Origin of the sequence: Rhizobium sp. Root149 (assembly GCF_001427345.1) — a bacterium.
GTDB classification, from domain to species: Bacteria; Pseudomonadota; Alphaproteobacteria; order Rhizobiales; family Rhizobiaceae; genus Neorhizobium; species Neorhizobium rhizoryzae.
Genome location: NZ_LMGD01000022.1, coordinates 123,918 through 136,513 on the forward strand (window position 1 = coordinate 123,918; position 12,596 = coordinate 136,513).

A 12,596-nucleotide genomic window follows, 5' to 3' on the forward strand; every position below is an offset into this window, starting at 1 on the left:
AAGAAGAACAAAAGGGAACCATGACAAGGCCGCTTTTTCCACCGGGGACTGGGGATCGACACAGGCAGCAGCGACAAATCCTGCATGCTTAATCAAATTGTAATGCTCAATTGTGACTCTGCGAGCCAATGTCGGACACATACGGAGCGACGATGAACGAGATCCTCATTCTGGCGACGCCCGAACTTCTGGACCATCGGCGGCAATGGCTGGACAGCCTCGCCAACGAGAAACGCTTCTCTGAAAGCACGCTGACGGCCTATGAGCGGGATACACGTCAGTTCCTCCAGTTCCTGACCGTCCATTTCGGCGACCCACCGGGCCTCGCCGAGATTCATACACTGCGCACAGCCGATCTCCGCGCTTTTCTGGCACAACGGCGAAGGGATGGATCGGGTGCCCGGTCCCTTGGGCGTCACCTCGCCGGTCTGCGGTCGTTCCTGCGCTATCTCGAGCGAAAGGGCCTTATCAATGCAGCGGCCGCTGGCGCCATCCGGGCGCCGCGCCAGCCCAAATCGCTGCCCAAGCCCCTCACCGACCGGCAAGCCCTTGAAGTGGTCAGCACACAGGCGCAGTTGCAGGAAGAGGGTTGGATTGCCGCGAGAGATTCAGCGCTCCTGACACTTCTCTATGGCTGTGGCCTGCGCATTTCCGAAGCCCTTTCGCTGACCCCTGCCGACTTGCCACCGGACGCAAAATCGATCCGGATTACCGGCAAGGGAGGCAAGACCCGGCTCGTTCCGCTGCTGGAGATCGTTCTGGATGCCATCGCGCGGTACAAGACGCTTTGCCCTTTTGAGCTGGAGGCAGAGAAACCACTGTTTCGTGGCGCACGGGGTGGACCGCTGCAGCCCGCAATCATTCAACGCGAAATGCAGAAGCTGCGCGGAGCCTTGGGCCTGCCGGACAGCGCAACGCCCCACGCCCTTCGCCATTCCTTCGCATCACATCTTCTGGCCGGCGGTGGCGATTTGCGAACGATCCAGGAATTGCTGGGCCATGCCAGCCTTTCCACCACCCAGGTTTATACCGGCGTGGATGCCGCTCGTTTGCTGGAAGTCTATGACCGTGCGCATCCGCGCGCATGAATTCTATCGATTCCTGCGCGGATGATCACGCGGCCACGGCATTAACCATATCCGTTAAGACTGCAGCGATCTTGGGACACTAGGGTAACGACCATGAACACGCGCGCACCCCATTTCTTCGTCCTCCGTCGTCTCCTGACCCGGGGTCTGCATCAATCCGTCATCAGCAGCGGTGCCCTCGGCATGATCGCCCTGATCCACGTATTGGCCCTGATTTCCTTCTTCGTCGTGCTGGGTTTCGCCGCCCAGGCAAGATCGGCAGAGGACATTTGCCGGGGTAGCAATCTGCTTAGCGAGATGGAGCGAACTGATCCGGCACGTTACCGATCCATTCAGGCCGAAGGCGCCGAGGTGGCAAACGGCAAGGGTGTCTTCTGGAAGGTCGAGAAGCCGGGTACCGCACCGTCTTGGCTGCTGGGCACCATGCATGTGACGGATCCGAGCGTCCTGAAGATGCCGACAGGTGCGCCCTATGCGCTCTCCAAGTCCAAGGTCGTCATCATCGAGTCCGATGAAATCCTGGATGAAAAGAAAGCCATGGCGGGCATGCTGGCGCGTCCGGAACTGACGATGATGATGAATGGAAAATCCATCCAGGATTTTCTCGCGCCGGAAGACAAGGCAAAACTGGAGACGGCTCTCAAGGAGCGAGGCATACCGCTGACGGCCGTATCACGCATGCAGCCATGGATGCTTTCCAGCTTTCTGGCACTGCCGGCCTGCGAGCTCAGCCGGAAAGCAAAGGGCGCCGCATTCCTGGACAAAAAGATCGCCGACGACGCGATAAGGGCCAATATCCCGGTCAAAGGCCTTGAAACCATGCAGGAGCAGCTCTCCGCAATGGCGTCTATCCCGACCGACTTCCATATCAAGTCGCTGATCGAGATGATCGAGCTTGGCTCGAAGATGGATGATGTCAGCGTCACGATGCGCGACCTGTATCTGGCCGGCGACATTGGCATGACGATGCCGATGCTGAAATCGCTGGCCCCCGACGGAGCCGAAGGCGAAGGCTATGCCGAATTCGAAGAACGGATCGTTCGTCAGCGCAATCACACCATGGTGGACCGCGCACTTCCCATGCTGAACGCAGGCGGAGCCTTCATGGCCGTTGGAGCGCTGCATCTGGTGGGTGACGAAGGCCTTGTTGCTCTGTTGAGAAAGCAAGGCTTCACCGTCACGCGAGCCGATTGATACTAGAGCACTTCCGGCAAACTCCGGGTCAGTTCTGTTTCTCGATTGGCGCGTGCGATCCGGTGGTGAAACGGGTGAAGTTCGATGCTCCTGCATCGGGTAAGACCGGTTCGCCATCGGGCGTCCGCCAATCGGAAACCCGAAGGGACGGGCGCTTTTGCGCCGAGACCGGCGCCGAGCCACTCGACCGTATCAAAGGATATGGCCATCGTGTCTCGGCTTGATCTCGTCACAAAATCGCTCCGTCAGAATGACCCCGAGTTTACCGAAAGTGCTCTAAACACCCCGCGTCATTCGAGCCAGAACATTGGTCTTCCAGTAGAACTGATGAACCAGTGCGCCGGCAATATGCGCGCCAAGCAGAAGCCACAGAACCACCTTCAGCACGTCGGCATGCAAGTCACCCGCTGAACCGATATTGAAGTAATAGGCTGCAGCACCACTCAGCGGCATGGCAAGAAGTAGCACGTAAAGTAATCCATGCGTCGCCTGTGCCACGAGTTTGAGCAGCGGTGGCTCTTGCGCGGGCGGCTGCGGCGCGCCCTGCACCAAGCGCAGACCAATGCGCACGACAGCCAGCACCAGAATGGCGATGCCGACGTAAGCGTGAATATTCGCACTTGCCAGATCATCCGGCGTCACAGTCTGGCCTCGCTTCACCAGGTGGTGCCAATGCTCCATGCCTTCCGTGAAAAGCAGATTGAAGAAAATCAGCGCTGCCATGCCCCAATGGAGCGCCCGCTGGGGGATTGAATAAGAAGCCGGGTCCATACATCACCTTTTCAAATGCAGTCGATGTCTCTCAGAGCCAGAACCAGACGCCCAGCGCCGGGAGGCGCGGAAGATTGGTTGGCTCCAGCAATCGGGTTATGGCCGTAAAACCTGCAATCTGGCTGAACGCAGAACGCAAAACACCCCGCCTGCGTGAGCCGGCGGGGTGTCTGACATATGACCTTCGATGAGGCCGGTCGATTACATGTGGAGCGGCTTGAAGAACGTGGCCAGGGCCGCTTCCTTCACGGCTTCGGACATCGTCGGGTGCGCGTGGCAGGTACGACCCAGATCTTCGGACGACCCGCCGAACTCCATCAGCACGGCTGCTTCGTGGATCATTTCACCAGCACCGAAGCCGATGATGTGAACACCCAGAACGCGATCCGTTTCCTTGTCGGCCAGAACCTTCACGAAGCCTTCGGTCGCCTGCATGGCGCGCGCACGACCATTGGCCGTGAACGGGAACTTGCCAACCTTGTAGGAAGCACCGGCGGCCTTGAGCTCTTCTTCCGTCTTGCCGACCGAAGCGACTTCTGGCTGGGTGTAGACAACGCCTGGAATGACATCATAATTCACATGGCCATGCTGACCGGCGAGAATTTCAGCCAGTGCAACGCCCTCGTCTTCCGCCTTGTGTGCCAGCATCGGTCCCTTGACGACATCGCCAATGGCATAGATGCCCGCAACATTTGTGCGGTAGTGAGCATCGATCTCCACACGACCGCGGTTATCGAGAGCAACGCCTGCCTCTTCCAGACCGAGGCCAGCCGTGTAGGGCTTGCGGCCCGTGGCAACGAGGACGACATCGGCATCGATGGTCTGCGCTTCACCGCCCTTGACAGGCTCGAAGGTGACCTTTGCGCCAGCTTCCGTCTTCTCGACGCCAGTGACCTTGGCACCGAGATTGAAGGTGACGCCCTGCTTGCCGAGGATGCGCTGGAACTGCTTGGACACTTCGCCGTCCATGCCGCCGAGGATCGTGTCGAGATACTCGACGACCGTTACCTTCGCGCCGAGACGAGACCAGACGGAACCAAGCTCAAGCCCGATCACGCCACCGCCGACGACAACCATATGGCCCGGCACCTTTTCGAGCGCGATACCGCCCGTAGAGGACACGATGACTTTCTCGTCGATCTCGACGGCAACGCCCGGAATGCCAGCCACATCAGAACCGGTCGCGATGACGATGTTCTTCGTCTCGATCTCCTGGACCTGACCATCGGCGCCGGTGACAGAGACCTTGCCAGCGGAAACGATCTTGCCGGTGCCGATGAAGCTGTCGATCTTGTTCTTCTTGAACAGGAAGGCAACGCCATCGACGTTCGCCTTTACGGTCGCGTCCTTGTGGCCCATCATCTTTTCAAGGTTGAGGGTTGTGCCAGACACTTCGACACCCAGATCCGCCATGCCGTGTTTGGCATGCGCGAAGACTTCGGAGGCATGCAGCAAGGCCTTGGATGGAATGCAGCCGACATTGAGGCAGGTACCGCCAAAGGTCGCGCGCTTTTCGACGACGGCCACCTTCATGCCGAGTTGTGCTGCCTTGATTGCGCAGACATAGCCGCCAGGGCCCGTACCGATAACGACCAGATCATATGCCATTGATCAAATTCCTCTGCTTAAGACGGCTTATCTGCCGCCGCTCACGTTCATGATTGTGCCAGTCACATAGGATGCCTGAGGAGAGAGCAGGTACAGGACCGCCTCCGCCACTTCATCTGCCGTTCCGGCGCGTTGCATTGGCACGCTGGGTGCCAGATCTTTTGCGCGATCCGGCAGCCCACCGGATGCATGGATATCAGTATCGATAATGCCGGGGCGGATTGCATTGACCCGCACACCCTCGGCAGCAACTTCCCGCGCAAGGCCTACGGTAAACGTGTCCACCGCGCCTTTGGCAGCGGCGTAATCCACATATTGACCCGGACTGCCGAGAACCGCCGCCATCGAGGACAGATTGACGATGCTGCCGCCCTGCCCGCCATGACGCGTCGACATCCGCTTGACCGCTTCAGAAGCACAACGGATCTTGCCCACTACATTAATCGCAAACATGCGGTCGAGCCGCTCGCGTGTCATCTCATCGACGCGGGCCGTTTGATCGACAACGCCTGCATTGTTGACCAGGCCGTCGAGCCTGCCGAATCTCTCATCAACCGCACGAAAGATCGCTACTATCCCGTCTTCAGTGCCGGTATCGCCCTGTACAATTTCGGCGGCCCCACCCAGGTTACGGATCTTCGCAGCAACAGCATCTGCTGCCTGAGCATTCGAGACGTAATTGATGAGCACGGACCAGCCCTGTTCGGCAGCCTTCAGCGCAACCGCAGCACCAATACCCCGGCTTCCACCCGTGACCAGCAGAACTTTTTCGTGTGCCATCATCGCTCCTACAGACTGGGTTCTAGACTATCAGTCCGACGACCATCATGGCGATGCCGAGCAGCGAGACCATCCAGATCAACGAGCGGACTTTTGGAATACCTTGAAGGTAAAGCGGGATGTAGGCGATGCGCGCCAGGAACCAGACCCATCCACCGATCAGACCGATACCGCGAGCATCGCTGTAAAAGGCCAGAGCCAGGATCAGTGCCACGACGGCTGGATAGGTTTCGCGGTAATTCAATGAGGCACGCTCGGCGCGACCGGCGATCGGAGCCTTGGGCTTCAAACCTTCATCGCGCGGACCGGCATTCCATTTCGGTCCCAGTTCACGGGTCGCGAAGAAGCCTTGCAGCATGACATGAACGATCAGCAGCACGACGCTGCAAACCAGAAGCGCCATGTAGGGCGTTGCATGCGCAGCGATCGGATCCATTCTGTCTACCTCGTTTTCGGCGTTCGAACGACCATGAAGCGCGCAGCAGGCGCAGCTTCTTCGATATCAGACAATCGAATTGAGAATGACGAGACGCCCGCGAACACTCTTCGCGGGCGTCTTATTCAAAGATCAGAGATCGAGAACCAGACGTTCCGGATCTTCCAGGCTTTCCTTGACGCGAACAAGGAAGGTCACCGCTTCCTTGCCGTCAACGATACGGTGATCGTAGGACAGCGCGAGATACATCATCGGACGAATGACGATCTGGCCACCGACCACGACCGGGCGATCCTGGATCTTGTGCATGCCCAGGATACCGGACTGCGGCGCATTCAGGATCGGCGAAGACATCAGCGAACCGTAAACACCACCATTGGTGATGGTGAAGGTGCCGCCCTGCATGTCTGCCATGCCCAGCGAACCGTCGCGTGCTGCCTTGGCGAGACGGCCGAGTTCCTTCTCGACGCCAGCAATCGACAGCTGGTCCGCATCGCGGATGACCGGAACGACAAGACCCTTGTCCGTGCCGACAGCCATGCCGACGTGACAATAGTTCTTGTAGATGATGTCCGTGCCGTCGATTTCGGCGTTGACGGCTGGCAGTTCCTTCAGGGCGTGCGTGACAGCCTTGGTGAAGAAGCCCATGAAGCCAAGCTTTACGCCGTGCTTCTTTTCAAAAACGTCCTTGTAACGGTTACGCAGGTCCATGACCGCCTTCATGTCCACCTCGTTGTAGGTGGTCAGCATGGCAGCTGTGTTCTGCGCATCCTTCAGGCGCTTGGCGATCGTCTGGCGCAGACGCGTCATCTTCACGCGCTCTTCGCGAACGGCATCGTCCGTGGAAGACGGTGCGCGCGGAGCGGCAGCAACCGGAGCCGGTGCGGAAGCCACCGGACCCTTGGCGATCGCCGCCAGCACATCGCCCTTCAGCACCTGGCCGCGCTTGCCGGAACCATCAACATCAGCCGTGTTAATGTTGTTGTCAGCAGCAAGCTTTGCCGCAGCCGGAGCAGCGGGCATCGAGGACGTTGCGGGTGCAGCGGCGGCGGCAGGCTGGGCAGCCGGGGCCGGAGCGGCCGCCGGGGCAGCGGCAGGCTGAGCCGAAGCAGAACCGGCAGCACCTTCGGCAATCTGGCCGAGCAGCGCGCCGAGACCAACGGTCTCGCCGGCCTGAGCGACGATTTCCGTGAGAACGCCGGATGCCGGCGCCGGAACCTCGACAGTAACCTTGTCGGTTTCCAGTTCGACGATCGGCTCGTCAGCCTTGACCGTGTCGCCCACCTTCTTGAACCAGGTGCCGACGGTTGCCTCGCTGACGGATTCGCCAAGAGTAGGGACGCGAATTTCGGTGGCCATGATCTGTTTCCGTTTTAAATCCGATATCGTGTTTTACGAGTGAAGGCGGGGCGGCTGAAATCAGCCGCCGAGCGCGTCTTCGAGGAATGCTTCAAGCTGTGCGAGGTGCTTGGACATCAGGCCCGTTGCCGGAGAAGCGGCTGCCGGACGACCCGTGTAGCGAACGCGCTGGTACTTGGCGTCGATATGCGCCAGAACCCATTCGAGATACGGATCGATGAATGCCCATGCACCCATGTTCTTCGGCTCTTCCTGGCACCAGACCATTTCGGCATGGCGGAAGCGGGACAGCTCGTTGATGAGCGCCTTGGCCGGGAACGGATAAAGCTGTTCCAGACGCAGCAGGTAGATGTCATCAATGCCGCGCTTTTCACGCTCTTCCAGCAGATCGTAATAGACCTTGCCGGTGCACATCACGACGCGGCGGATCTTGTTGTCCTTCTGGAGCTTGATCGGGCCGTCCTTGATCACTTCCGCATCATCCCACAGCAGACGGTGGAACGAGCTTTCGCCCGCCATTTCCGCCAGCGAGGACGTTGCGCGCTTGTGGCGCAGCAGCGACTTCGGCGTCATCAGGATCAACGGCTTGCGGAAATCACGCTTCAGCTGACGGCGCAGGATGTGGAAGTAGTTAGCAGGCGTCGTGCAGTTCGCGACCTGCATATTGTCTTCTGCGCACATCTGAAGCCAGCGCTCGAGACGTGCTGAAGAGTGCTCCGGACCCTGACCTTCGTAGCCGTGCGGCAGAAGGCAGACGAGACCGGACATGCGAAGCCACTTGCGCTCACCCGACGAGATGAACTGGTCGAACACGACCTGCGCACCGTTGGCGAAGTCACCGAACTGGGCTTCCCAGAGCGTCAGGGCGTTCGGGCGCGCCAGCGAATAGCCGTACTCGAAGCCGAGAACCGCTTCTTCCGAAAGCATCGAGTTGATGACCTCGTAGCGGGCCTGGTTGGGAGCCAGGTTTGCCAGCGGAATGTAACGCTCTTCCGTGTCCTGGTCGTAGAGAACCGAATGACGCTGCGAGAAGGTGCCGCGCTCGCAATCCTGACCGGACAGACGAATCTTGTGGCCTTCCGTGACCAGCGAACCGAAGGCCAGCGCTTCCGCCATCGCCCAATCGATCCCTTCGCCGGTCTCGACCATCTGCGAACGGTTTTCCATGAAGCGCTTGATCGTGCGGTGCGCGTTGAAGCCGTCCGGAACGGTCGACAGCTTGCGACCGATTTCCTTGAGGCTCTTCATCGGTACGGCCGTCTTGCCACGACGCTGCTCGTCGGCATTGTCAGCCGAACGCAGGCCGGACCACTGACCATCCAGCCAGTCGGCCTTGTTCGGCTTGTAGCTCTGGCCAGCCTCGAATTCCTGCTCCAGATGGGCACGCCAATCGGCCTTCATCTTCTGGAATTCGCCGTCCGTGATCAGACCCTCGGCAATCAGACGCTCGGCATAGAGTTCCGTCACCGTCTTGTGGGCGCGAATGACCTTGTACATCTTCGGCTGCGTGAACGCGGGCTCATCGCCTTCGTTGTGGCCGAAGCGGCGGTAGCAGAACATGTCCACAACAACCGGCTTGTGGAACTTCATGCGGTATTCGGTTGCGATCTTGGCCGCGTAGGTCACCGCTTCCGGATCGTCGCCGTTGACGTGGAAGATCGGGGCCTCGATCATCTTGGCAACGTCGGACGGATAGGGCGACGAACGGGAGAAGGCCGGGTTCGTCGTAAAGCCGATCTGGTTGTTGATGATGAAGTGCATCGTGCCAGCCACGCGGTGACCGCGCAGGCCGGACAGGCCGAGAATTTCAGCGACGACGCCCTGACCGGCAAACGCCGCATCACCGTGGATCAGCAGCGGCAGAACCTTGGCGCGCTCCTTGAGCGGAATGATGTCGCCATCCCAGCTCTTGGTCAGCATGTCCTGCTTGGCACGCGCCTTGCCCATCACGACCGGGTTGACGATTTCCAGGTGCGACGGGTTGGCCGTCAGCGACAGGTGAACCTTGTTGTTGTCGAACTCACGGTCAGAGGAAGCACCGAGGTGGTACTTCACGTCGCCGGAACCTTCGACTTCATCCGGCTTGAAGGAACCGCCCTTGAACTCATGGAACACGGCGCGGTGCGGCTTGTGCATCACGTTCGTCAGAACGTTCAGACGGCCACGATGCGCCATGCCGAGAACGACTTCTTCCAGACCGTCCTGACCACCGCGCTTGATGATCTGCTCAAGAGCCGGAATGAGCGCTTCACCACCGTCGAGACCGAAGCGCTTCGTGCCCTTGTACTTGACGTCGATGAACTGCTCGAAGCCTTCGGCCTCAATGAGCTTGGACAGAATTGCCTTCTTGCCGTTCGCCGTGAATTCGACGCCCTTGTTTGGGCCTTCGATGCGCTCCTGAATCCAGGCCTTTTCCTCCGGGTTGGAGATATGCATGAATTCAACGCCGAGCGTCGAGCAGTAGGTCCGCTGCAGGATCTCCAGCATCTCGCGGATCGTGGCATATTCCAGACCCAGCACATTATCGATGAAGATCTTGCGGTCGTAATCGGCTTCCGTGAAGCCATAGGCGGTGGGAGACAGCTCGTTGTAATCTTCGACCGGTGCGGCAAGGCCAAGCGGATCGAGCTTTGCATGCAGGTGGCCGCGCATGCGGTAGGCGCGGATCATCATGATGGCGCGAACGCTATCACGCGTTGCCTGCAGGACTTCCGTCGCATCCACTGGCTTTCCGGCGGCGGCTGCGGTTGCCTCGGCCTTGGCCTGAACCTTCTTTTCGATGGCCTTCTCGACGACCGGCCAGTTTCCATCAAGCGCGGAAACCAGTTCGCCGTTTGCCGGAATAGGCCAGTTCCTGCGCTGCCAGGAGGCGCCCTTGGCGGCCTTCTTCACGTCTTCCGGATTATCGGCAAGCGCCTTGAAAAAGGACTGCCATTCCGGACCGACCGAATTGGGATCGTCCTCGTACTTCGCATAGAGCTGCTCGATATAGGCAGCATTCGCGCCGTCGAGGAACGAGGTGATAAGGAACTGCTCGTTGGCTTCTTGCCGTGCCATGGTGCTACCGCGGACGTAACGCCCGCCTCCTGACGTAATCTTGAAACCGGATCTTCAAGCGCCGGTTATCGCTTTCATTCGTAGTGCCGCGGGCGTAACTGCGGAACAGGCCCTTTTTGCGGCTGAGGCAGGCGAACCATCGACTGATTCGCCTGCCTAAAGCTTGATACTCGCAACTTATCTGGCGTTAGCCCTTGAGGACTTCAACCAGTGTCTTGCCGAGACGTGCCGGAGAAGGCGAAACCTTGATGCCAGCTGCTTCCATGGCAGAGATCTTGGATTCCGCATCACCCTTGCCGCCGGAGACGACAGCACCGGCATGACCCATGGTGCGGCCCTTCGGAGCAGTGCGGCCTGCGATGAAGCCCGCCATCGGCTTCTTGCGGCCCTTCTTGGCTTCGTCGATGAGGAACTGAGCCGCATCTTCTTCGGCCGAACCACCGATTTCGCCGATCATGATGATCGAGGTCGTGGCTTCGTCCGCAAGGAACATTTCCAGCACGTCGATGAACTCGGTGCCCTTGACCGGGTCGCCGCCGATGCCGACAGCCGTCGTCTGGCCAAGGCCTTCATTCGAAGTCTGGAACACGGCTTCGTAGGTCAGCGTGCCGGAGCGGGAAACGATACCGACCGAACCCTTGCGGAAGATGGAGCCCGGCATGATGCCGATCTTGCACTCTTCCGGTGTCAGGATACCCGGGCAGTTTGGTCCGAGCAGGCGCGACTTCGACTTGTCGAGCTTCGCCTTGACGCGCACCATGTCCGCAACCGGAATGCCTTCGGTGATGCAGGTGATGAACGGGATTTCGGCGTCGATCGCTTCGATGATGGCGTCCGCTGCACCTGCTGGCGGAACATAGATCACGGTCGCGTCAGCGCCGGTCTTTTCCTTGCCTTCGACAACGGAGGCAAAGATCGGCAGGGTTTCACCCTTGGAACCGGTCCAGTTGCTGCCGCCCTTGGACGGGTGGATGCCGCCGACCATCTGCGTGCCGTAATAGGCCAGCGCCTGTTCGGTGTGGAAGGTGCCGGTCTTGCCGGTCAGGCCCTGTACGAGGACCTTTGTGTTCTTGTTTACAAGAATGGACATCGAATAGGTTCCTCAGATTAGCCGTTGATCGCCGCGACGATCTTCTTGGCCGCATCGTCCAAGTCGTCAGCTGCGGTGATGGCAAGGCCGGATTCGTTCAGCAGCTTCTTGCCGAGTTCGACGTTCGTGCCTTCGAGGCGGACGACGAGCGGAACCTTGAGGCCCACTTCCTTCACGGCGGCAATCACGCCTTCCGCGATGACGTCGCACTTCATGATGCCACCGAAGATGTTGACGAGGATGCCCTCGACCTTCGGGTCAGCCGTGATGATCTTGAACGCAGCCGCAACCTTCTCCTTGCCGGCGCCACCGCCGACGTCACAGAAGTTTGCCGGCTCCTTGCCGTACAGCTTGATGATGTCCATGGTTGCCATGGCAAGGCCCGCGCCGTTGACCATGCAGCCGATGTTGCCATCGAGAGCAACGTAAGCCAGATCCCACTTGGACGCTTCGATTTCCTTGGCGTCTTCTTCCGTTTCGTCACGCAGTGCGCGAACGTCTTCGTGGCGGAACAGAGCGTTGCCGTCGAAGGAAACCTTGGCGTCGAGAACGCGCAAGTTGCCGTTGGTCATGACGATCAGCGGGTTGATTTCGAGAAGGGCCATGTCCTTCTCGACGAAGGCCTTGTAAAGCGCCGGGAAAAGCGACTTCGCATCTTCAGCAGCAGCGCCGTCGAGCGCGAGAGCGGCGGAAATCTTCGCCACATCGTCAGCCGTTACACCCGTTTCCGGGTCAATGGCGATCGTGTGGATCTTCTCGGGCGTATCATGCGCAACCGCTTCGATATCCATGCCGCCTTCCGTCGAAACGACGAAGGCAACGCGGCCAACAGAACGGTCGACCAGCAGCGAGCAGTAAAGTTCGCGAGCAATGTCGGCACCGTCTTCGATGTAGAGACGGTTGACCTGCTTGCCGGCTTCGCCCGTCTGCGCCGTCACCAGCGTGTTGCCGAGCATGTCCTTGGCGTGGGCGACGACTTCGTCGATCGACTTTGCAAGACGAACACCACCCTTGGCGTCAGGGCCGAGTTCCTTGAACTTGCCCTTGCCGCGGCCGCCAGCATGGATCTGGCTCTTCACGACATAAAGCGGGCCCGGAAGCTGCTTTGCAGCTGCTGCGGCTTCGTCTGCGGAGTGAATCGCCACACCCTGGGCGACCGGCGCACCAAAGCCCTTCAGAAGAGCCTTGGCCTGATATTCATGAATATTCATCG

At 59.5% G+C, this 12,596-nt stretch carries 10 protein-coding genes; 2 read left to right on the top strand and 8 right to left on the bottom strand.

What is annotated here, in order from left to right; genetic code table 11:
- The first annotated feature begins 152 nt into the window (after positions 1-152).
- Entirely contained in the window at positions 153-1,088 is a 936-nt protein-coding gene (locus tag ASD54_RS18825; protein ID WP_062556091.1) for a tyrosine recombinase XerC, read from the top strand.
- Positions 1,089-1,271: 183 nt separating this feature from the next.
- Positions 1,272-2,282 (top strand): TraB/GumN family protein, encoded by a 1,011-nt coding sequence (locus ASD54_RS18830; protein ID WP_244484803.1) that lies wholly within the window; start codon positions 1,272-1,274, stop codon positions 2,280-2,282.
- 276 nt (positions 2,283-2,558) lie between these two features.
- On the opposite strand, the gene ASD54_RS18835 is transcribed toward ASD54_RS18830, so the two are convergent.
- From ASD54_RS18835 to sucC, 8 genes are all read right to left on the bottom strand, one after another.
- Complete coding sequence (locus ASD54_RS18835) at positions 2,559-3,053, bottom strand: cytochrome b/b6 domain-containing protein (RefSeq protein ID WP_062556092.1); 495 nt, start codon at positions 3,051-3,053, stop codon at positions 2,559-2,561.
- Between the two features lie 201 nt (positions 3,054-3,254).
- Positions 3,255-4,661, bottom strand: a complete 1,407-nt coding sequence (gene lpdA / locus ASD54_RS18840; RefSeq protein ID WP_062556093.1) for a dihydrolipoyl dehydrogenase — start codon at positions 4,659-4,661, stop codon at positions 3,255-3,257.
- A gap of 27 nt (positions 4,662-4,688) precedes the next feature.
- Positions 4,689-5,441: an SDR family oxidoreductase gene (locus ASD54_RS18845; protein WP_062556094.1), complete on the bottom strand. Its 753-nt coding sequence runs from the start codon at positions 5,439-5,441 to the stop codon at positions 4,689-4,691.
- Between the two features lie 22 nt (positions 5,442-5,463).
- A complete protein-coding gene (locus ASD54_RS18850) occupies positions 5,464-5,877 on the bottom strand; it encodes an MAPEG family protein (protein WP_062556095.1) in 414 nt (137 codons plus the stop codon).
- A 132-nt stretch (positions 5,878-6,009) separates the two neighbouring features.
- Positions 6,010-7,236 (bottom strand): 2-oxoglutarate dehydrogenase complex dihydrolipoyllysine-residue succinyltransferase, encoded by a 1,227-nt coding sequence (gene odhB, locus ASD54_RS18855; protein ID WP_062556096.1) that lies wholly within the window; start codon positions 7,234-7,236, stop codon positions 6,010-6,012.
- A gap of 60 nt (positions 7,237-7,296) precedes the next feature.
- Positions 7,297-10,293: a 2-oxoglutarate dehydrogenase E1 component gene (locus ASD54_RS18860; RefSeq protein ID WP_062556097.1), complete on the bottom strand. Its 2,997-nt coding sequence runs from the start codon at positions 10,291-10,293 to the stop codon at positions 7,297-7,299.
- Positions 10,294-10,480: 187 nt separating this feature from the next.
- Positions 10,481-11,383 carry a succinate--CoA ligase subunit alpha gene (gene sucD / locus ASD54_RS18865; RefSeq protein WP_062556098.1) on the bottom strand — a complete coding sequence of 301 codons (903 nt, stop codon included), beginning with the start codon at positions 11,381-11,383 and terminating at the stop codon, positions 10,481-10,483.
- Positions 11,384-11,400: 17 nt separating this feature from the next.
- Positions 11,401-12,594, bottom strand: coding sequence for an ADP-forming succinate--CoA ligase subunit beta (gene sucC, locus ASD54_RS18870; RefSeq protein WP_062556099.1), 1,194 nt, complete (start codon positions 12,592-12,594; stop codon positions 11,401-11,403).
- Positions 12,595-12,596 lie beyond the last annotated feature (2 nt).

What these genes read in the sequence shown, in the direction of transcription:
- ASD54_RS18850 (WP_062556095.1), bottom strand. Translation starts at nt 5,877, where the DNA reads ATGGATCCGATCGCTGCGCATGCAACGCCCTACATGGCGCTTCTGGTT.
- ASD54_RS18860 (WP_062556097.1), bottom strand. Translation starts at nt 10,293, where the DNA reads ATGGCACGGCAAGAAGCCAACGAGCAGTTCCTTATCACCTCGTTCCTC.
- ASD54_RS18830 (WP_244484803.1), top strand. Translation starts at nt 1,272, where the DNA reads ATGATCGCCCTGATCCACGTATTGGCCCTGATTTCCTTCTTCGTCGTG.
- ASD54_RS18845 (WP_062556094.1), bottom strand. Translation starts at nt 5,441, where the DNA reads ATGGCACACGAAAAAGTTCTGCTGGTCACGGGTGGAAGCCGGGGTATT.
- lpdA (WP_062556093.1), bottom strand. Translation starts at nt 4,661, where the DNA reads ATGGCATATGATCTGGTCGTTATCGGTACGGGCCCTGGCGGCTATGTC.
- sucC (WP_062556099.1), bottom strand. Translation starts at nt 12,594, where the DNA reads ATGAATATTCATGAATATCAGGCCAAGGCTCTTCTGAAGGGCTTTGGT.
- sucD (WP_062556098.1), bottom strand. Translation starts at nt 11,383, where the DNA reads ATGTCCATTCTTGTAAACAAGAACACAAAGGTCCTCGTACAGGGCCTG.
- ASD54_RS18825 (WP_062556091.1), top strand. Translation starts at nt 153, where the DNA reads ATGAACGAGATCCTCATTCTGGCGACGCCCGAACTTCTGGACCATCGG.
- odhB (WP_062556096.1), bottom strand. Translation starts at nt 7,236, where the DNA reads ATGGCCACCGAAATTCGCGTCCCTACTCTTGGCGAATCCGTCAGCGAG.
- ASD54_RS18835 (WP_062556092.1), bottom strand. Translation starts at nt 3,053, where the DNA reads ATGGACCCGGCTTCTTATTCAATCCCCCAGCGGGCGCTCCATTGGGGC.